Origin of the sequence: Kitasatospora sp. NPDC093102, assembly GCF_040683915.1 — a bacterium.
Taxonomy (GTDB): domain Bacteria; phylum Actinomycetota; class Actinomycetes; order Streptomycetales; family Streptomycetaceae; genus Kitasatospora.
Map to the genome: position 1 here is coordinate 1 of NZ_JBFBFA010000043.1, position 20078 is coordinate 20078.

Sequence of the window (20078 nt, forward strand, 5' to 3'; positions counted from 1 at the left end):
ACGGGCGGACACCGTGACGGGGCACCACGCGGTGACGGACACACCTGCATCGGGGCCCGGCCACGCGGCCGACACCACGGCCGCGGCCGGGCACGTCGATCCCGCTCCGGTGCTGCCGGCCGGCCACACCCGTCGTGGCGGGACGGTGTACGCGCGTACGGACTGGCGCAGTCACGAGCCGAACTGGCCCGCGGCGGTCGCGAAGGCACAGGCCGACCCGCGCGTCCAACACGTCCAGGCCATCGACGCCGAAAGGCTGCACGTCTGGTGGCGGACCCTGCCCGAAACCTACCGCCGGGACCTGCACACCCTCGTCGACCCCCTCGTCGACCCCCACGAGGACACCCCCACCCCCCTCGCACTCACCCACGAACCCCCCACCACCACCCACCTACGAGCCGCCTACGCCGCACACCACACCACCCACCCCCACAACCCCGACCCCACCACCCACCACCACCTGGGTGGTGCGGCCCGGCTCGGCAACACACCCCGCCTGGACGACACAAACCGGGAAACGGCCCGCCACGCCGCCTCCCTCCAGGCCACCGCCGCCGACCGACTCCGCCCCGGCCTACCCGCCGGCACCCGGCCCAAGGGAACCCTCCGAGGCACCGCACCCACCGCCGACCACACCAACGGCGAGGGCTCCTCCCGCCCCGCCACCACGACAGCCGCAGCCGAGGGCGCGGCCGGGGGCGCCCGCACCACAAACGGCGGACGGAGCACCGCGTCCGTTCCCGGCCACGGTCGCGGCGGGGGATCCGCCCCCCGGCGACCCGCCGCGACACCACGGGCTGTCACCACAGCCGTCGCCGGGGGCGCGGCAGGCGGGTCGCGGGACGGCAGGACGGAGGCCGTCCGTCCGCCGCGGCGTACCCGTACGGACACCGCCGCCGGGCCCTCGAAGGCCCGGCAAACGGCCGCATCCTCCGGGTTCCCGGCCGGGGACAGAGAGGCTGGGCCGAGCTCGCGGACGGGCAAACGTCCGGCCGCCGGATCCACATCCGGCTCCGCCGAGGCGACCGAGCGGGAACACCCCGCAGCTCCCGGCCCGGCCCGGCCCGGCCCGTCCCACGACGAGAGCCCGCGCATCGAAAGCACGGGTGTCGAGAGTGCGGGCGTGGGGAGCGGTGCCCGCGTGGAGAGCGTGCCGGCGGATCCGGTGACCGTCCGGCGGGTGAACGACCTGCACCGGACCCTGTCCCGGCCGAACGTGAACGGCGTCGAGGTCCTCGTGCTGCTCCACCACCTCGCCACGGACCCCGAACAGCTCCCCGCGATCAGCGCACAGTTCCGCAAACACACCGGTGGCCGATCGGTCACCGCCGAACTCACCCGTGCCCGCCAGGACGGCAGACTCGATTCCGGGAGCCACGCCCTGGCCCGGGAGACCCTGCGCCCCGGCCCGGCCGAGGCCCGCGACCTCCAGCCGCCGGAGCGGGTCATGGCCGTACGCGGTGCCATCCGGGGCAAGGACGCACGACGGCTGAACACCCTCCTGCGCGGCCTGCGGCGCCGGGTACCGGAGGTGTTCGACCTCGAGGACGGCTACTCCGACCAGTATTCCCGCAGCCTCCAGGGCGACCTGCGACGCGCCTTCGACGAACACGCCGCATACTTCGCGTACCTTCTCGGCCACGAACCCGGCCTGGAGGCGATGGTCCTCACCCCCGCCGAGGCGCAGCACTGGCACGAGCAGGCCGCCCGCCTCACCTTCACCGCAGACTCCGGGGAGGTGCTGCCGGTCCCGTTCGGCTACCCCGACGGCTGCTACGGCCGGGCTCATGTGGTGGCGAAGATGCTCGGTGAGGCGGGGGTGTACTCGCGGAAGGTGTTCGCCGTCCGGGACGTGCCCGACGGCGGTGGTCTGGTCGTGGAGTCGGAGACCGCGAAGGCGGCGATGCCAGGGGCGCCGACGAAGGTGGCCTGGTGGTTCCACGTGGCGGCGGTAGTGCTCGTCGACGACGGCGCGGGCGGCCACATCGAGACGGTCATCGACCCCTCCCTCGGCCACGAGGCCATGCCGCTGCGAGCCTGGCTGGCAAAGATGGGCGTCCACTCCCACGCCCGCATCGCCGGCTTCGAGACCACCCCGCACGAATTCCTCGAGGACCCCCACGCCTACCTGCGCGATGCCGCACCCCGCTGGCGCGACACCATACTTTCGAAGTACAACACCCTGCCCGACCCGAATCGTCCGCTCACCCGCTACGGCTATCCTGACGACCTCCCCATGGTCTTCACCACCGGCCGCAACCACATGTCCAACATCCGGCTCGCCCACAAGGTGCCCTCCTGGGAGGAACCGTCTTCCCTCCGATACCCCGAAGAGCGGTGGAAGCTGGCGGTGAAGCGCGTGCTCAGCGGCTACGCTGCCGAGGCCCGCTACTGGGTCGCGCTGCGCGAGGTCCGCGCCATGCTCCAGCACCCGGACACCACCGCCGACCAGCTCCGGCGGCACCTCGACACCAGCCCGTTCGGCTCACGCATCCGCAACGACGACCTGGTCTCCCTCACCCTGCGCCATCGCCTCACCGCCCCCACCGAACCACCCGTGACAACACTCCGCCGCATCGACCGCGGCCCCATCCCCGGCCTGCCATCCGGCCCACCCCCGACCTCGACGCCGCACGGTGGCGCACCGCACCCGGAACCGTTCGTCTTCGCCGGTGGTGCGGCGGCCGTCGATGCGGCCACCGCCGCCCTGTGGAAGCCCGTCCTGGACGACCTGCCCGTCCACGAGAACCTGCGCACCGTCCTCGTCCCCTACCTCGGCGGCGACGGCACCCCCCACAGCAGCACCGGCCCCCTCACCCAGGAGGACTTCAGCGCCCTCGCCCGGGCCGCCGGCTGGCAACGCGGCCAGGCCCTGCGCGTGGTCTTCGCCGCCCTCCACCCCGACGCCGTCGACGGCTACGACCACCCTGCCTACACCGCCTACCTGCGCCACGCCGCCCACGCCCTCGACCACGACCACCCCCACCCCGACGGCGTGGACATCCACACCGTCGGCGCCCTCGCCCCCGGCCTCACCCTCAGCACGGCGAAACACACCGGCGCCCAGGCGCGTGAGAAGGACTTCACCGCCGAGGGCACCGACCTCTACTGGGGAGAATGGGTACGCATCTCCACCCGCCCCGGCGGCGACACGCACTTCATCAGCCACCAGGGCCAACTCCACCCCGCCACCCCCGACCACCCCGTCCTCGGCCTCCAAAAGGCCCTCGACACCCACGCCCACCCCTTCACCGCCGCCCCCGGCCACCCCCACCCCACCGACGGCATCGTCATCAGCCTCACCGGCACCGACGCCAACCCGCCCGCACTCGCACCCAAACCCGGCCTGTTCACCGTCTTCCCCCGTTCGTTCTCGCCGTTCGGGCCCCCCAACACCGCCGACCGCACCGGCACCCCGTACCAGGTCGGCCCCGGACTGGTCGCCCAGACCCTCTACAAACGCGGCTACCACGGCCAGGACCTGCTCTGGCAAGCGACCTACCCGACCGCATACCGGGCCACCGCCCACCGCTACCTCCTCGACCTCGCCACCGAACTCGACAACCCCGACATCTACCTCCCCGCCCCCGGCTCCACCTCCTTCACCCCCGAGTACGGCCACCTGCGCAACCGCGCCAACGCAGTCCCCGCCGGCTACGAACGCCTCACCACCACACCCGACACCCCCGCCCGCCACACCACCACCGACGGCAGCCTCCAACCCCGCACTGACAACCCCGAACCCACCCCTATCACCCTCACCGATGCCCACAAGGCCATCCTCGACAAGACCCGCACGATCACCCCCGCCGAACTCGAAGCCTCGTGGAACAGGCGCACACCGGAACTGATGCGCATCGCCCGGAACCGCTTCACCGAGCTGACCGGCAACCAGGTACGCACACCGGCCGACGCCGAAGCCCTTCACCGCTACGCGTTCCTGCGCCGCGAAGCGATGAAAGAGTGTGTGGAGGACGCTCTCCCCCTGCTGTGGCAGGAGCTGAACCGCAAGGGTGGCGTGGATGGCACCCACGGTGCGTCAGCGGACCCCGCCCCGTCGACCGACCCGGACCCGGACCCGGACCCGGACTCGGGCTCGGGCTCGGCGTCCGGTGCGGTCAGCGTCGCGCGCGGTGACAACGGGACGGCGGCGCCAAAAGCGGATGCGTCCCGCACCGTCATCGACCCCACCCGCTCCGACACACCACCCCCCACCGACCCCACCCCGACCGTCCTCACCCCCACCCACCAGGCCGTCCTCGAAGCGGCCCGTACCGCCAGCCCCGCCACGCTGGAATCCTGCTGGAACGCGATCGGCCCGACATTCAGAGACGTCATCCGGGAAACGTTTGAAAAACTGGCCGAAAGCCCAACATCCCGGCCAACCGACACCGAGGCCCTGCGCCGCTACGCCTACCTCCGCTTCCGGGCGTTCAAAGCGGAGCTGCAGAACGATGTTCCCCTGTTGTGGCAGCACCTGACCCATGGCAGTGGCGTCGAGGCCATCCATGACATGCCCACCGGCGAGGGGCAGCGGATGGACATGAAGGTGGATTCCCCGTCTCCCGCGGCCGGAGCCGTGACAGGAGTCGAGGCACCCGCCGCCCACAGCACCCCCGAGACCATCGACCCCACCCGCTCCGACACACCACCCCTCACCGGCCCCACCCTGATCGAGTTCACGCCCGACCACCACGCCGTCCTCGACCAGGCCCTGGACTCCACCCGCTCGGTGCGGAAACGCTGGTGGAACGGCGAGCAGGAGTTGTTCAAGGACTACATCGAACGCGAGCTCGACACGCTGGCCGCGACCGGCTCCCCCCGCTCCGCCGACACCGAGGACGGACTCCGCGCCGTCCACCTCTACAAGCTGGCGTTCGTCGAGGACCTGGAGGACGACTTCCCCGCACTGTGGCGGGAACTGAAACGCAGACTCGACGCGGAGAACACCCGTCACCTGCCCGGCACGGGAAGGCGGATGAGCATGGACGTCGACTCCCCGCCCACCACGACCCGCACCACACACGACCACACAGAAGCGCAACCCACCGGGGAGCGGTTCGACGGGGATTTCGACGGGGGTGGTGTGGCAGGGCCCGAGCCGTCCGTCACGGCCGCCGTCCGTTCCGTCGCCCGCCTCACCCTGAGCGCCACCGACACACCGACGGCCCCACCCACCCGGACGGACCCCGACACCTCGCCGCCATCCACCCCCGGCACCCGCACCACACCCGCCCCGGCCGGACCCGCCACCCCTGACACTCCCGCCACCGCTGGCATCCCGGCGCAGCGGGTGTCGACGGATCCGTGGCCCGGTCATCTGCGGGAGCAGGCCCGGGAGTTCCTGCGGGACAGCGCGGCCGGGTTGTCGGCCGGTCAGCTGGAGTTGGCGCAGAGGGTGCTCGACTCGGTGACGGGCGCCGACCACTCCGCTGCCGGCGCGCACGTGTTCGCGTCGCCGGCGGTCATCCGCGCCTACCGGCAGAAGATCGCCGTCTACCTGCGCCGGCACGTGTCGAACGTCGATCTGCGCACCTACGATCCGGCCGGCCCTCTGCCGCTGCCGGGCCCGGAGGCGCGCCTGCTGAGCATCCATGCCGCCCGGACCCCCAGCGGACGACCTCTGCCCGACAAGGTTATTGAAGCCGTGACCCGCACCGTCCTCCACTACCAGCGCGGCGACCTGCGCCACGAACCCCCCACACCCGCCACACCCGCAGCCCCGAACACCCCACCCCCGCCCCGCAACCCCGCCACGACACCGGCCACAAGCCGTCAGCCCGTCACCACGACACCGGCCCCCCGCACACCCCGCCGAATGGGCACCCCACCCGCCAACGGCACGACCACCGGCACCGGTACCCCCCGGGCCCTCCGCCTACCCACCATCACCCTCCCCACCACCCCCGACACCCCCACCACAACCAACACCCGAACCACCCGCCCCGACACCCCCACCGCAACCCGCCGGCCCACCACCACCCGAACCGCCCGAACCCCTCAACCCGCCCGCCACGCGGCCCAACCCCCTCAGGCCACCCCCGCACCCGCACCCGCCGCGGGCGGCCGGCCCACCCCCGACACGCACACCCCGCCGCCGCCGTCCAACACACCCGGGCCCGCCGCCACACGCTTCGCCCACCGCCTCACCACCCGCCTCACCGAAGCCGCCACGGGCCTCACCACCCACCCCGACCCCCGCGACCCCCTCGCACCCCTCCGCCACCACCTCACCACCACCATCCCCATCACCGACAACCACCTCCACACCCTCGCCCACACCCTCCTCAACACCACCCGCCGCATCACCCCCGACAACCTCCGCGCCCTCCACACCCTCACCCCCCTCCTCACCAACCCCACCAACCCCACCAACCCGACCCCCCACACCCTCACCACCAACCTGCGCAACCTCACCAAACTCGTCCTCAACACCCCCCACCCCACCGGCACCGACATCCAGGACCTCCTCGACATCACCACCACCCTCAACGAAGTGAACGACCTCCGCGACATCACCACCACCCTCAACGAAGTGAACGACCTCCTCGACACCACCTGCCGCATCACCCCCGACAACCTCCGCGCCCTCCACACCCTCACCCCCCTCCTCACCAACCCCACGAACCCCACGAACTCCACCCCCCGCACCCTCACCACCAACCTGCGCAACCTCACCAGACTCGTCCTCAACACCCCCCACCCCACCGGCACCGACATCCAGGACCTCCTCGACATCACCACCATCCTCAACGAAGTGAACGACCTCCGCGACAACCACCGACCCCACACCCTCAACACACTCCGACACGCAGCCGCAGCCTAAACACCCACCCCATAACCAGACCCCGACGACCGGCCCATGCACCACCGTGAGACGGTGGCTGGACACACCCCCGCGGCGGCATGCCAGCCGGCTGATACCGGCACCTCGGAGAGGGGAATCACCAAACGCCTCGGCGCAGGGGACAAGTCGGTGCGGGACCCGGTGGCGCACGCCCCCAGCCGGAACCCGTGGACCGAGGTGGAGGCCGAGCGGCTCGTCCGGGACTGGATCGACCACCACCAGGAGACCAGCACCCTGCTCGCTCACCTCCAGGCCAACACCCCCTACACCCCCACGACGGCCGGCCACGGCAGGATCGACCACCCCGAGGTCGCGCACCCGGTCTTCGCCCGCGCCGCCCGACTGCTGGAGGGCCTCGACCCCAAGTCGAGCCGGGATGTGGCCGCGAAGAGACTCGGCGTCAACGAGAAGTCCCTGAGCACGTGGATGGCGCTGGAAGCCACCGGAGAGAAGGGGCCTGGCCGCCGCCGGTGCCGGGTTCGTCGATCAGCTCGGCCAGGAGCCGGCTGTCCTCGGCGTAGTCCTCGCACGGGCTGGTCGCGCTCCTGCCGTAGCTGAGCCGGGCCGCCAGGATCAGGCGCCACCGTTCGGCCGGCGGCAGCTGCGTCCGCCAGGACTCCGGTTGCGTTGAACCCGTCGGCTCCCTCCTGCGTGATCCGAGTGGACCGATGACGACCACGATGTTCGGAGAGCGAGATCAACAACCACACACAGCTGCCGCGGGTGGGCCGGGTGACCCCGCGGACACGCCCGGACGCACCCCTCCCGCTGCCCCTGGAGCCCGCCCGGTGGGAGCTGCGGGCGGCGCGCCGGCTGGCCTCCCTGTTACCGACCTGGCGGCGCAGCCCGGCCACCGTCACCTATCTGTGCGTGCTGCTGACCACCTACTGGGTGACGTTCCGGCTGCTGCCGCTGGATCAGGCGGAGCGGGTCTTCCACGCCGTCAGTACCAACCTCGACAACCTCCAGCACCACCCCGTCCGCTCGCTCCTGGGGAGCGCCCTGTTCCCGGCCACGCCCCTGCTGAGCGTGCCGGGCGTGCTGACGCTCGGTGTGGGGATCGCCGGGTGCCTCGGCTGGATCGAGCGGACGCACGGCACCGGGCGGGCCCTCGCGGCGCTGGCGATCGGCCACTTCGGGGCGACCCTGGTGACCGCGCCCGTCGTCATGTGCGGGATCGTGAGCGGGCGCTACGACCCGGCGGAGGCCTTCGGCTTCGACTTCGGGATCAGCTACGCGGCGGTCGCCGCGATGGCCGCCGTCACCGGTCGGCTGCCCGGACTGCTCAGGCCGCTGTGGCTGCTGTCGGGCGTCGGATACGTGCTGTCCACGGCCGAGTGGTACGGGCTGCTGCCCGACTTCACCACCATCGGGCACCTGAGCGCCGTCGCCCTGGGGTGCATGGCGGCGCGACTCCTGGGCCTCGACCGGAGGCGTGTCACCGGCAGAGGCTGACGCCCTCTCCGGCGTGTTTCGGTCGGGCACCGGCAGGAGGCGCCGGCGGGCGTTGGCGAATCATTGGCTGGTCCTTGGCGGGGCGGGGCAGTGTGCTCTACCAGCCGCAGGGCGCGGCGGGCGTACGACCGCACCGGCCCGCGGCGGCGACCTGTCCCCCGATCGAGAGGACCCGTGTGTCCAAGCCGTCCGCCGCCAAGCCCGCGCCCGTCGCCCAGAGTTCCGACGGCCCGTCGGCCGCCCCGGGGGGTGCCACCGCCGAGGCCCGTCAGACCCTTGATCCCGAGACGCTCGCCGAGATCAGCCGGCTGCACGGCGGTTACCTGCTGCGCGCGCTGATGCGATCCACCAGGGGCGACCGGGGGAAGGCCGAGGACATTCTCCAGGAGACCCTGCTGCGCGCCTGGCAGCACCCGGGGGCACTGTCGAAGGGCCCCGAGCACAGCCGCGCCTGGCTCTTCACGGTCGCCCGGCGGATCGCCATCGACCACCACCGGATGGCCGCCTCCCGCGCTCCCGAGGCGATCGGCGAAACGGTGGAGGACCGGCCGCTCGCCGACGACCCGTACGAGCAGGTGGTGGCCGCCCGGGACATCGCCATGGCGCTGCGGCGGGTGCAGAAGCACCACCGGGAGGTGCTGGTGGAACTGCATCTGAAGGACCGGTCGGTGCTGGAGGCCTCGGCGCGGCTGGGGCTGCCGCCGGGGACGGTCAAGTCCCGGAACTTCTACGCCGTCCGGGCCCTGCGGCCGGTGCTGGCGGCCGAGCACGGGTACGCGCCGGTCAGCCGGTGAGCCCGGGCCCAGCGGTGCGAAGGTCCAGCGAGGCCTCCAGGCCGGTGGTGAAGGAGCTGGTGTAGCCGGCCCGGCGGTCGTGGCGGCGGAAGCGGTCGAGGGCCGAGCGCAGCCGGGCCCGGACCTCCGGTTCGCGGCCCCTGGTCACCAGGTGGGCGGCGTAGGACTGTTCGGTGACCGAGTGCAGGTAGAGCAGGCCCGCCTCCTCACATGCGGCGAGCAGCCGGTGCCACGCGAGGTCGGCGGCGTCGTCCCGGACGGTCGGCGCCAGGGCCTGCGCCTCGGTCAGCAACGACCACAGGTGGACCTGGGTGACCGGACTGGCCGGAAGCAGCTCCCTGGCCTCCCGCGACCGGCGCTGCGCGCCCTCCGGGTCGCCGGTCGCCAGGCCCACCCAGCCCTGGTGGACCAGCGCGTCGACCAGGCGCCTGCGGTCGCCGGACTCGACGGCCAGGGCGGTCGCCGAGGCCGCCAGCCGTCCGGCCTCGGCGGCGTCGCCGAGCATCGCGGTGACCAGGGCCAGGGTCGCGAGTGCCCGGATCCGGGCCGAGACGGCGGCCGGCCCGTGCGCCGACTCGGTGGCGGCCACCGCCCGGCGGGCCGCCTCGGCCGACTCCGCCCAGCGTTCGAGCGCGACCAGGGCCTGGGCTCGGCAGTTGTGCAGGAAGGCCACTGCGGCCGGGTCACCGCAGCGCTCGGCCGCCGCCAGTCCGGTGTCCGCGCGCTCCAGCCAGTCGGTGAAGCGGCTGGCGCCGTAGTAGAGCGACCCGGCGGTCAGGGCGAGCCGCCAGGCGCGGTCGGGGTCGGTGGCGGCGTCGCCCACCAGCGCGCGGATCGCGGGCTCCTCGGCCTCGAACCAGTCGAGCGCGGTACGGATGTCGGCGGCGGCCGGCACGGCGTACGGCGGGCGGGTGGCGGAGTCCTCCTGTCCGGCGGCGTCCTCCTGGCCGGGGTCGAGGTAGCCGCCGCAGTGCTGGAGCGCGGCCTGGTAGTAGTCCAGCAGGCGCTCGCGGGCATGGCGGCGGTACGGCTCGGGTTCGGCCGCGAGCAGGTCGGCGCCGAACAGGCGGACCAGGTCGGTGCGGTGGTAGCGGCCGGGGGCGGTGCCGGTGAGCAGGTGGTGGGCGGCCAGCTCGCCGAGCGCCCGGTGGGCGGCGGCGAGGTCGGTGCCGAGCAGGGCGGCGGCGGCGAGGGTGTCCACCTCGCGGCCCGGGTGGACGGCGAGGAGGGTGAGAAGATGGGCGGCTTCGGCGGAGATCCGGCGGTGCGTCAGCCTGAGCTGCGGGCTGATGCCGGTGGCGCCGTCGGCGTCCAGGCAGGTCAGTCGGAGGCTCTCGTCGGCGAGTTCGGCGACGAGCTCGGAGACCGTCCAGTCCGGGTGGGCGGCCAGCCGGGCGGCGGCGATCCGCAGGGCGAGTGGCAGGTTCTCGCAGAGACCGGCGAGTTCGATCACGTCCTGTGGCTCGGCACGGACGCGCTCGGGGGTGAGCAGGTGCTCCAGCAGGCGCCGGGCGTCGTCCTCGGGCAGCGGGGCCAGGCGCAGCAGGGCGGCGGCGTCGGTGGCGACCAACTCCTCCAGCGAACCGCGCCCGGTGACCACGGCGGCGCAGCCCGGCCCCTCGGGCAGCAGGTCGGCGAGCTGCCCGGCGCCGGCGGCGTCGTCCAGGACCACCAGCAGGCGCCGGCCCCGGGTGCGTTCGCGGTAGAGCGCGGCCCGTCCGGCCCGGTCGGCGGGGACAGCGGTCTCCGGGACGCCGAGTGCGCGCAGGAAGCGGCCGAGGACGACCTCGGGGCGGGCCGGTCCGGCCGGGTCGAGGCCGCGCAGGTCCGCGTACAGCCGGCCGTCCGGGAAGCGGGCGGCGGCCCGGTGCGCCCAGGCGGCGACCAGGGCGCTCTTGCCGACCCCGGCCGGGCCGACCACCAGGGCCGGCCCGTCGGTGGCCCGGCCCGGGGCACAGGCGCGGTCGAGCCACTGCAGTTCGGCGTCCCGGCCGATCAACTCGACGGCCTGTCGAGGGAGTTGCTGCGGGGCCGGGAGATCCGCTTCGGCGGCCGGGGGAGCGGCGGGCGGCTCCTCCGTCGGGGAGCCCGCCGGATCGTCCGCCAACACCTCGGCGAGCGCCGCCTGGAGCACCGGCCCGGGGCGGATGCCCAGCTCCCGGTCCAGCCGCAGCCGCGCCTGGTGGTAGGCGCCCAGGGCGTCGGCGGGCCGCCCGGCCTGGTGCAGACAGCGCATCAGCAGCGCCACCGGCTCCTCGCACAGCCCGTCCCGGCGGATGTTCTGCTCCAGGGCTGCGACGGCCGCCGCCCCGGAGCCCCCGCGCAGCCGCAGCTCGGCCCAGCAGAGCACGGCGGCGGTGTAGGACCGCTTCAGCTGGTCCACCGCGGTGGCGTGGACCGGGGTGTCGGGAAGATCGGCCAGGGCCTCGCCGCGCCACAGTCGCAGTGCCTCCTCCAGCAGCGCGATCGCCTCCGTGTCGTCCCCCCGCCCGGCGTGCTCCTCGGCCCGGGCGGCCAGCGCCTCGAAGCGCAGCGCGTCGACCTCCTCGGCGGGCCCGGTCAGCAGATAGCCCGAGGCCCGGGTGTGCAGCTCGAACGGTGTGTCGGCGAGCACCTTGCGGAGCGCGGCCACGTGCCCCTGCACGGCCGAGCGCGCGCTGGCCGGCGGCCGGTCGCCCCACAGCAGCTCGCCGAAGCCGTCCACGCTGACGACATGCCCCAGCCGCAGCGCCAGCAGCGCCAGGACCGCCCGCCGCTGCGCCCCCGCCAGCGTGGCGAAGCCGGCTTGAGCAGCCCGCAACTCCACCGGCCCGAGGAGCCGAATCCGCACCAGTACCTCCGTATCGCCACACCCGGAACCCGAGGGCGGCCCAGGGGTGGAGCAGTGTAATGCGAACACCCGTCCGGTCCGTCACCGTGCGGCCACGGCCCGTCCGACCCCCCGCGGGAGGGGACGCGGCGGGGCCGGGCGCCGGTTCCGGAGGGCGGGGCGATCGGCCGGCCCGCCGTCGTCGGACCGGCGAGCCCGGCACGGGCTGATGTGAAACACCAGGTCGCGCCTATTCTCGGGGCGCAGGACACCCCGCCGCGGGCGGGCCGGGGGAGAGGCGGAGCATGGACATCGAGCTGCTCGGGCCGATGGTGGTGCGGCGGGCGGACGGGACGGTGATCACTCCCTCGGCGCCGAAGCGGCGCGCCCTGCTGAGCGCGCTGGCCGTACGGCTGAACCAGACGGTGGGCACCGGGGAACTGATCGAGCTGGTCTGGGACGGCGCCGCGCCGCCGACCGCGAGGGCCGCCCTCCAGGGTCATGTGGCCGCGCTGCGGCGGCAGTTGGACGACCCCCGGCTGGTGCTGGACACCCGAGGGGGCGGGTACCTGCTGGCGGGGGACGTCGAGCGGGTCGACGTGGTCCGCTTCGGCCGGCTCTGCGGCCGGTCGGGGGTGCTGCTGCCCGAATCCGTCGCCTGGGCGGGGGTGGAGCCGGACGATCCGGCGGTGTCGCTGCTGCGCACGGCCCTCGACCTGTGGCGCGGCCCGGCGCTCACCGACTGCGGCTCCGACCTCCTGCGCGAGCGCACCCTCCCGTATCTGACCGACCTGCGGCTGCGCGCCCTGGACCGGCTGGCGGAGGGGCTGCTGCGGGCCGGCCGCGGCGGCGAGCTGGCCCCCGAACTGGCCGAGGCGGCCGACGCCCACCCGACCCGGCAGCCGCTGGCCGCCCGGCTGGTGCAGTGCCTGGAGCAGGCCGGGCGCGGCACCGAGGCCCGGGAACGGTACGAGCGTACGGTGGCGCGGCTGTCCGGCCCGCCGGGGCCGGAGCTGCGCCGGGCCGGGGAGCGGCTGGCCCGCCAGACCGCGCCCGACCGCCGCTTCGTCTTCGTCGGCCGCACCGCCGAACTCGCCCGGCTGGACGCGGCCCTGGGCCCCGCCCGGGCCGGTCGCCCGATCCTGGTCACCGGCGCGGCCGGGGTGGGCAAGACCAGCCTCGTCCAGCACTGGGCGGCCCGGCAGTGCGCCGAGCACTTCCCGGACGGCGTCCTGCACGCCGACCTGCGCGGCCTCGACCCCGGCGGGCCGCGCCGACCCGCCGACGTCCTGGGTGAGTTCCTCACCGCCCTCGGCGCCGCGCCGGACACCGTCCCCGCCGACTCCGAGGAGCGGGCCGCCCGCTACCGCGAACTCCTCGCCGGGCGCCGGATGCTGATCGTGCTGGACGACGCCGCCGACCACCGGCAACTCGCCCCGCTGCTGCCCGGCCGCCCGTCGGACGGGACCGGCCCGGTCGCCGTCGTCACCAGCCGCAGCCGTCTGCGGGGCGTGCTGGTCCACGAGGACGCCGTCCCGCTCCCGATCGGCCCGCTCGCCGCCGAGGACGCCCTCGCCCTGCTCGCCCGCACCCTCGGCCCGCAGCGCCCGGCCGCCGACCCGGAGGCGGCCGCCGAACTCGCCGAGCGCTGCGACCGCCTGCCGCTCGCCCTGCGCCTGGCCGCCGCCCGGCTGGCCACCCGCCCGGACTGGTCCCTGGGCGACCTCGCCGCCGAACTCGCCGACGAGCAGACCGGACTGACCGCCCTGGCGGGCGCCGACAACGGCGGCCACCGCTGCGCCGACCCCGCTGACCGCGGCGCCGGGCGCGGCCCGGTCGGCCTCGGCGCCGCGCTGGACCGCACCTACCGGACGCTCCCGCCCGCCGCCGCCCGGCTGTTCACCCTGCTCGGCCTGCACCCCGGCGCCGTCATCGACACCGACACCGCCGCCGCGCTCGCCGCCCTCCCGCCCGCTGCCACCCGCGCCCTGCTGACCGGGCTCGACGCCGTCCACCTGCTGGAGGAGACCAGCCCCGGCCGCTACGCCCGGCGCGAGCTGGTGCGCCGCTACGCCGTCGGGCGGGCCGCCGAACTCGGCTGCGAGGAGCGCTTCGAAGCCCTCGACCGGCTGATCGCCCACTACCTGGAGATCACCGCGCGCTGGACGGCCGGGAGCCCGGCGCCCGGCGGCGGCACCCGGGCGGCGGCCTGGTTCCGCCGGGAGGAGAGCGCCCTGCGTGCCGTCGTGGTCTGCGCCGAGCAGTACGGGCGCACCGAGGACGCCTGGCAGCTCGCCCACCGGATCGGCCTGTTGTACGAGGCCACCGGCCACGACCGGGGCCACTGGCGGGCTGTTGCCGAGGCCGGGCTGCGCGCCGCGCAGGCCGGCCGGGACGAGGCGGCGGTCGCCCGGCTCTGCACCGACCTCGCCGTCCTGCACGTGGACCGCGCGGCGCACCGCACCGCCGTCGAGCACCTGGACCGGGCTGTGGCGGCCGCCGCCCGGGCCGGCGACGCGGAGCTGTCCCACCACAGTCGGAGCCGGGTGGCCGCCGCGCTGACGCGGGCCGGGCGGTACGACCGGGCGCTGCCGGTCCTCACCGACCTGGTGGCGGCTGCCCGCACCCCGGCTGCCGAGCACCTGCTGGTCCGATCGCTCACCGACCTCGCCGACGCGCTGGTGCTCGCGGGCGCCCCGGAGCGGGCGCTGGCCCACGCCGACGAGGCGGTCCGCACCGCCACGGCCCGTACCGCCACGGCCCGTACCGCCACGGCCCGTACCGGGGCCGTGGGCACCGGGCCCGCCCGTACCGCGTCCGTCGCCGTCGAGGCCGTGCTCGCCACCCACAGCCGGGCCCGCGCCCTGCACGCCCTCGGCCGCCGGGACGCCGCGCTGTCCACCGCACAGCTCGCCGTCGCCCTCGGCCGCACCGTCGGCGACGCCGCCGTGGAGGCGCGCTCCCACGGGCTGCTCGCCGACCTGCTCTCCGAACTCGGCCGCAGCGCCGAGAGCGCGGAGGCCCGACGGCAGGAACAGGCGCTGGTGAAGGGGGAGTTCTGACGGTACAACTGCCTTCGGCACCGCCCGCCACAGGCAGAACTATCGGCGGTTCCGCCACCCGGAACCACCCGCCCGGGGCCGCCGGTACGGGCATCGCCGCAGGCGGCAGGGCGGTACGCGCCCCACTTCCGCCAGGGCATACTTCTGCCTGTGGGGAACTGCCCGGCACCACGCCCGGCAGAAGTGCGGACGCAGCGGGCCGAAGGACAGGGGTGGGCGGGAAGATGACGGTCGCGAGCAGCAGCGGAACCGGCGAGTTCAGCCGCCTGCTGACCGGGTACCGGGTGGCGGCCGGCCTGACCCAGGAGGAGCTCGCCGCCACCGCCGGGGTCAGTCTGCGCGCCCTCGGGGACATGGAGCGCGGCCGCACCCGAGGACCGCAGCGGCGCACCGTGCAGGCCCTGGCCGCCGCCCTGTGGCTGGACGGTGCCGGGGCGGCCGTCCTCGAACGGGCTGCACAGTCCGGCCGCCCCCGCAGCCCGCGCCAGGTGCCCGCACAGCCGACCGTCGTCGCCCCGCAAACCGCCCCGCAAACCGCCCCGGAAACCGCCCCGGCCCCGGCGGCCCCGCTCGCTCCCGGCGCCCTCGCCCTCCCGCGCGACATCGCCGACTTCACCGCCCGCGAGGAGGCCCTGGCCACCCTCGCCGCGCTCGCCGCGGAGGAACGGCCCACCCACCCCCGGGTTGTGCTGGTCAGTGGCCCGCCCGGCCTCGGCAAGTCCGCCTTCGCCCTGCACGCCGCCCACCGCCTCGCCCCGCGCTTCCCGGACGGCCAGCTCTCCCTCGACCTCGCCGGGATGGCCCCCACCCCGCTCTCCGCCCGGGAGGCCCTCGGCCAGGTGCTGCGCGCCCTCGGCGTCGCCGACGCCGCCGTACCCGCCGGGACGGAGGAGCGAGCCGGCCTCTACCGCGCGCTGGTACGGGAGCGCCGGCTCGTCCTGGTGCTGGACAACGCCGCCGACGAGAGCCAGGTGCGCCCGCTGCTGCCCGGCTCCGGACCGGCCCTGACCATCGTGACCAGCCGCAACGCCCTGCCTGGCCTGGAGTCGGTGCACCGGCAGCGGCTGGGCGTGCTCTCCCCGGCCGAGGCGTCCGGCCTGCTGGCCCGGATCGCCGGGCCCGAGCGGATCGCCGCCGCGCCCGACGCCACCGACGAACTGGCCCGGCTCTGCGGCTACCTGCCGCTCGCGCTGCGGATCGCCGGGCAGCGGCTGGTGGCCCGCCCGCAGCAGCCGGTGGCCCAGCTGGCGCGCCAGCTCGGCGCCGAGGAGAACCGACTGGACCTGCTGGAGACCGGTGACCTGGCGGTGCGTCCGGCCTTCGAGCTGTCCTACCGCAAGCTGCCCGTCGAGTCCCGACTGGTGCTGCGCCGCTGCGCGTTGACCGCCGGGCCGGACTTCACGGCCGCCGTGCTGGCCGCCTACGCGGGCCTGTCCCCGGCGCGCACCGAACTCGTCCTGGAGCAGCTCGTCGACGCCGGGCTGGTGCAGCCCGACACCGCGGAGCGCTACCGCCTGCACGACCTGGTGCGGCTCTACGCCGGCGAGCGGCTCGCCGTCGACGAGACGCCCGAGGAGGTCGCCGACGCCCGGAGCCGGGCCGGCCGCCGGCTGCTGGCCCAGGCGGCGGAGTACGGGCTGCGCTTCGACCCGGACCACACCGCGGACGATGACCCCGCGGACCCCTCCGGCCCGCCGCCGGTGCCGCTCACCGAGGCGGCCCGCTGGCTGGAGGACGAGTACCCGGAGTGGCTGGCGGCGCTGTACGAGGCACAGCGGGCGGGCCGCCACCGGGAGGTGATCGACACCGCCGAGGCCATGCACTGGTTCTCCGACCGGCTGCTGAGCTGGGACATCTGGGGCGAGGTGTTCCGGCTCTCGGTGGACTCCGCCCGGGCGGCCGGCGACCGGCAGGCCGAGGCGGTGCACGTGAACTACCTGGCCTGGACGTACGTCACCTGTCTGCACCGCTACCAGCGCGGCATCGAACTGGCCGGGGAGGGCCTGGAGCTGGCCCGGGCCCTGGGCGACGACCTGCAGCAGGGCTGGGCGCTCACCTACCTCGGCTCCGGCCTGCGGCAGTTGCAGCGGCACCGCGAGGCGAGCGAGAGCTACCAGCGGGCGGCGGAGGCCTTCGGAGCCGTCGACAGCCGATCGGCGCTGATCGGCCGGCTGGTGACCCTGCGCGGCGCCGCGACCTGTCTGCGCAACCTCGGCCGGGCCGAGGAGGCGGTGGAGTCCCGCCGCCGGGCGCTGGCGGGCGCGCTGGAGCTGGTGGAGCGCTGGTCCTCACCGCTGATGCACCTGATGGCGGCGATGACCGCGCACGAACTCGGTCAGGACCGCGCCGCGTTGAAGCGCTGGCCGGCCGCAGAGAAGGCCTACCGGCAGGCGCTCGCCCACTTCGATGCGATCGGGCGCCCGGACAGCATGACCAAGACGCTGACCGAGCTCGGCACCGCGCTGATCGAGCAGGGCCGCGCGGACGAGGCCCGGGAGATCCTCACCGAGGCCCTCACCGACCTGAGCGCGGACGGCGGCCGGCACGGCCGTCAGCACGGCCGGATCGCGCCGTAGCGGAGACCCGGCCGCGGCGGCAGACGGGTCAGATCCGGGTGTCCTCCACGACCGGCAGCTCCCGGGCGTCCTGGCCCCGGGCGTCCTGGACGGAGAACGAGGTGCGCGGCGCGGCGGCCGGCTGCTTCCCGCAGAAGGCCGGCTCCAGGGTGTTCATCAGCCCCTGCGTCACCGAGCCGTTGTTGGAGGCGTTGGCGAAGACCACCACGCTGCGCCGCCCGTCCGGGGTGGTGAAGGACTGGCTGTTGAAGCCCTGCACGATGCCGCCGTGGCCGTACACGTCCCCGCAGGAGAGCGAGATGCGGCGCAGGCCCAGGCCGTAGGAGATCTTCGCGGTGGGGGTGGGCAGGGCGGCGGTCATCTGCTGGAGCGAGGCGTCCGAGACGAGCCCGCCGTTGCTGCCGGCCATCAGCGCGCCGAGGAAGCGGTCGAGGTCCTCGGCGGTGGAGATGACGGCTCCGGCGGTCCACACCCAGGAGCCGGTCTGCTCGGTGGAGTCCAGCAGCGGCTTGCTGCGGTCGTCGTTGGTGAGGTAGCCGGTGACGTGGGCGCCGCGGATCTCCTGGTCGGGCACCACGAAGGAGGTCCTGCGCAGGCCGAGGGGCCGGATGATCCGCTCGTCCAGCACCTCCGGGTACGGCCGGCCGGTGAGGTGTTCGACCGCCAGGCCCAGCAGCACGTAGTCGGTGTTGGAGTAGGAGTAGCGGCTGCCGGGGGTGTACTGCACGCCGTGCCCGACCGACATCGCCACCAGCTCGCGCGGGTCGTAGACCTTGGTGCGGATGCGCGCCTCGAACGCGCTGGTGGTCTCCTCACCGGCCTGTTCCAGCAGGTCGTTGGTGTGGTCGTAGATGCCGGCCCGGTGCTCCATCACCTGGCGGCCCGTCATGGTCCAGGCCTCCGGCAGGGTGCCCTCGGGCAGGTACTCGCGCAGCGGCCGGTCGAGGTCGATCCGGCCCTCCTGCGCCAGCTGCATCACGAGAACGGCGGCGAACATCTTGCTGTTGCTGCCGACCCGGAACCTCCACGAGGAGTTCATCGGGGTCCCGTCCAGGTCGGCCAGGCCGACGCTCACCGAGCGGGTCCGGTCGGTGCCGCCGTGGTCGCGGATCACCGCGAAGGCGCCCGGGGCGCCTGCCGTCGTGGTGGCCTGGAGGGCGGCGCGCACACCGGCGAGGTCGGGGGCGGGCGCGTCGGTGGTGTCCTGGCCGGCCGCCGCGGCGGGCAGGGCACCGGTCGCCACCAGGACAGCGCCGGCGGCGGCCACCGCGAGCGGACGCAGAAGGCTGGTCTTCGCCATGTTCCTCGGTTCTCTCGTCAGCTGACGCGGTGTCCGACCGCGCCGTTCGGAGATCACTATCACCGGCCCGGGCGGTTGATGGCAATGTGAACTGCTTCGCCCGCATTTCCCGTTGTCGGTGGCGAGTTCGGCGGCCGCACCGTTCGTTTCCCGCTCCGGGGCCAAGGTTTCACCTGCCGTCGTCTACCCGCGTCAACGGACGAGCCCCATGCTGTTCGGGCGCTTTCGCGCACTCCGGCGCGCTCCGGTGCTCCCCTCGCCGACCACGGAGGCACCTCCCGTCCCGGGCCCGGCTCGCCGGGCCGTCTCCCATCCGAGGAATTGTCATGACTTCGTCCATGAAGCCCCTGAACCCCCGCTCCCGCCGCACCGCGACCGCGATCGGTTCCGCCGTCGCCCTGGTCGCCGCCTCCGCCGGCCTCTGGGCGGCCACCGCCACCAGCGCCCAGGCCGCCGTGCTGCCCACGCCCGACCACATCGTCGTCGTGGTGATGGAGAAACCACGCCTACACCCAGGTCATCGGCAGCAGCAGCGCCCCGTACATCAACAACACCCTGAAGGCGGGCGGCGCCAACCTCACCCAGTCCTTCGGCATCACCCACCCGAGCGAGCCGAACTACTACGCGCTGTTCTCCGGCTCCACCCAGGGCACCGTCGACGACAGCTGTGTGACGGTCGGCGGCTTCCAGGCCGCCAACCTCGCCTCCGAGGTCATCGCCGCCGGCAAGACCTGGGCCAGCTACAACGAGTCGCTGCCCAGCCAGGGCAGCACCGTGTGCAGCAGCGGCAGCTACGCCCAGAAGCACAACCCGTGGTTCGGCTTCGGCAACGTCCCGCTCAGCTCCGCGAAGACCTTCGCCCAGTTCCCGACCGACTACAGCACCCTGCCGAACGTCTCCTTCGTGGTGCCGAACCTCTGCAGCGACATGCACGACTGCTCGGTCGGCACCGGTGACACCTGGATCAAGAACAACCTCGGCGGGTACGCGGCCTGGGCCCAGACCCACAACAGCCTGCTGGTCGTCACCTTCGACGAGGACAACAAGCTGTCCGGCAACCGGATCCCGACCGTGATCTACGGCGCCCACGTGACGCCCGGCAGCAGCAGCTCCGCCACCTACAACCACTACAACGTGCTGCGCACCCTGGAGGACCTGGCCGGCGCCACCGGCCACGCGGGCAACGCGGCCTCCGCCGCCGACATCACCGGCATCTGGAACTGAGTCACGTCGCG

The 20078-nt window shown here is 74.4% G+C and carries 8 protein-coding genes and 1 pseudogene; 7 read left to right on the top strand and 2 right to left on the bottom strand.

Features of this window, described 5'->3' with window-relative positions; genetic code table 11:
- The first annotated feature begins 31 nt into the window (after nucleotides 1-31).
- From AB0O11_RS32580 to AB0O11_RS32595, 4 genes are all read left to right on the top strand, one after another.
- On the top strand, nucleotides 32-6826 hold the full coding sequence (locus AB0O11_RS32580) for a protein-glutamine glutaminase family protein (RefSeq protein WP_363394247.1): 6795 nt from the start codon (nucleotides 32-34) through the stop codon (nucleotides 6824-6826).
- A 150-nt stretch (nucleotides 6827-6976) separates the two neighbouring features.
- Nucleotides 6977-7405, top strand: coding sequence for a hypothetical protein (locus tag AB0O11_RS32585; RefSeq protein ID WP_363394250.1), 429 nt, complete (start codon nucleotides 6977-6979; stop codon nucleotides 7403-7405).
- Between the two features lie 174 nt (nucleotides 7406-7579).
- Complete coding sequence (locus AB0O11_RS32590; RefSeq protein ID WP_363394253.1) at nucleotides 7580-8302, top strand: rhomboid-like protein; 723 nt, start codon at nucleotides 7580-7582, stop codon at nucleotides 8300-8302.
- A 176-nt stretch (nucleotides 8303-8478) separates the two neighbouring features.
- Complete coding sequence (locus AB0O11_RS32595) at nucleotides 8479-9096, top strand: sigma-70 family RNA polymerase sigma factor (RefSeq protein ID WP_363394256.1); 618 nt, start codon at nucleotides 8479-8481, stop codon at nucleotides 9094-9096.
- On the opposite strand, the gene AB0O11_RS32600 is transcribed toward AB0O11_RS32595, so the two are convergent.
- Entirely contained in the window at nucleotides 9086-11926 is a 2841-nt protein-coding gene (locus AB0O11_RS32600) for an AfsR/SARP family transcriptional regulator (protein WP_363394258.1), read from the bottom strand. The genes AB0O11_RS32595 and AB0O11_RS32600 overlap by 11 nt on opposite strands.
- Nucleotides 11927-12210: 284 nt before the next feature.
- Between AB0O11_RS32600 and AB0O11_RS32605 the strand changes: the two genes are divergently transcribed.
- Together AB0O11_RS32605 and AB0O11_RS32610 are read left to right on the top strand one after the other, a co-directional pair.
- Nucleotides 12211-14967: a BTAD domain-containing putative transcriptional regulator gene (locus AB0O11_RS32605; protein ID WP_363394260.1), complete on the top strand. Its 2757-nt coding sequence runs from the start codon at nucleotides 12211-12213 to the stop codon at nucleotides 14965-14967.
- A gap of 224 nt (nucleotides 14968-15191) precedes the next feature.
- Nucleotides 15192-17543 (top strand): tetratricopeptide repeat protein, encoded by a 2352-nt coding sequence (locus tag AB0O11_RS32610; protein ID WP_363394262.1) that lies wholly within the window; start codon nucleotides 15192-15194, stop codon nucleotides 17541-17543.
- A 28-nt stretch (nucleotides 17544-17571) separates the two neighbouring features.
- Here AB0O11_RS32610 and AB0O11_RS32615 read toward each other — a convergent pair whose 3' ends face one another.
- Complete coding sequence (locus AB0O11_RS32615; protein ID WP_363394264.1) at nucleotides 17572-18843, bottom strand: serine hydrolase domain-containing protein; 1272 nt, start codon at nucleotides 18841-18843, stop codon at nucleotides 17572-17574.
- 338 nt (nucleotides 18844-19181) lie between these two features.
- On the opposite strand from AB0O11_RS32615, the pseudogene AB0O11_RS32620 reads away from it, so the two are divergent.
- Nucleotides 19182-20067, top strand: a pseudogene (locus AB0O11_RS32620) (alkaline phosphatase family protein).
- The last annotated feature ends 11 nt before the right edge of the window (nucleotides 20068-20078 follow it).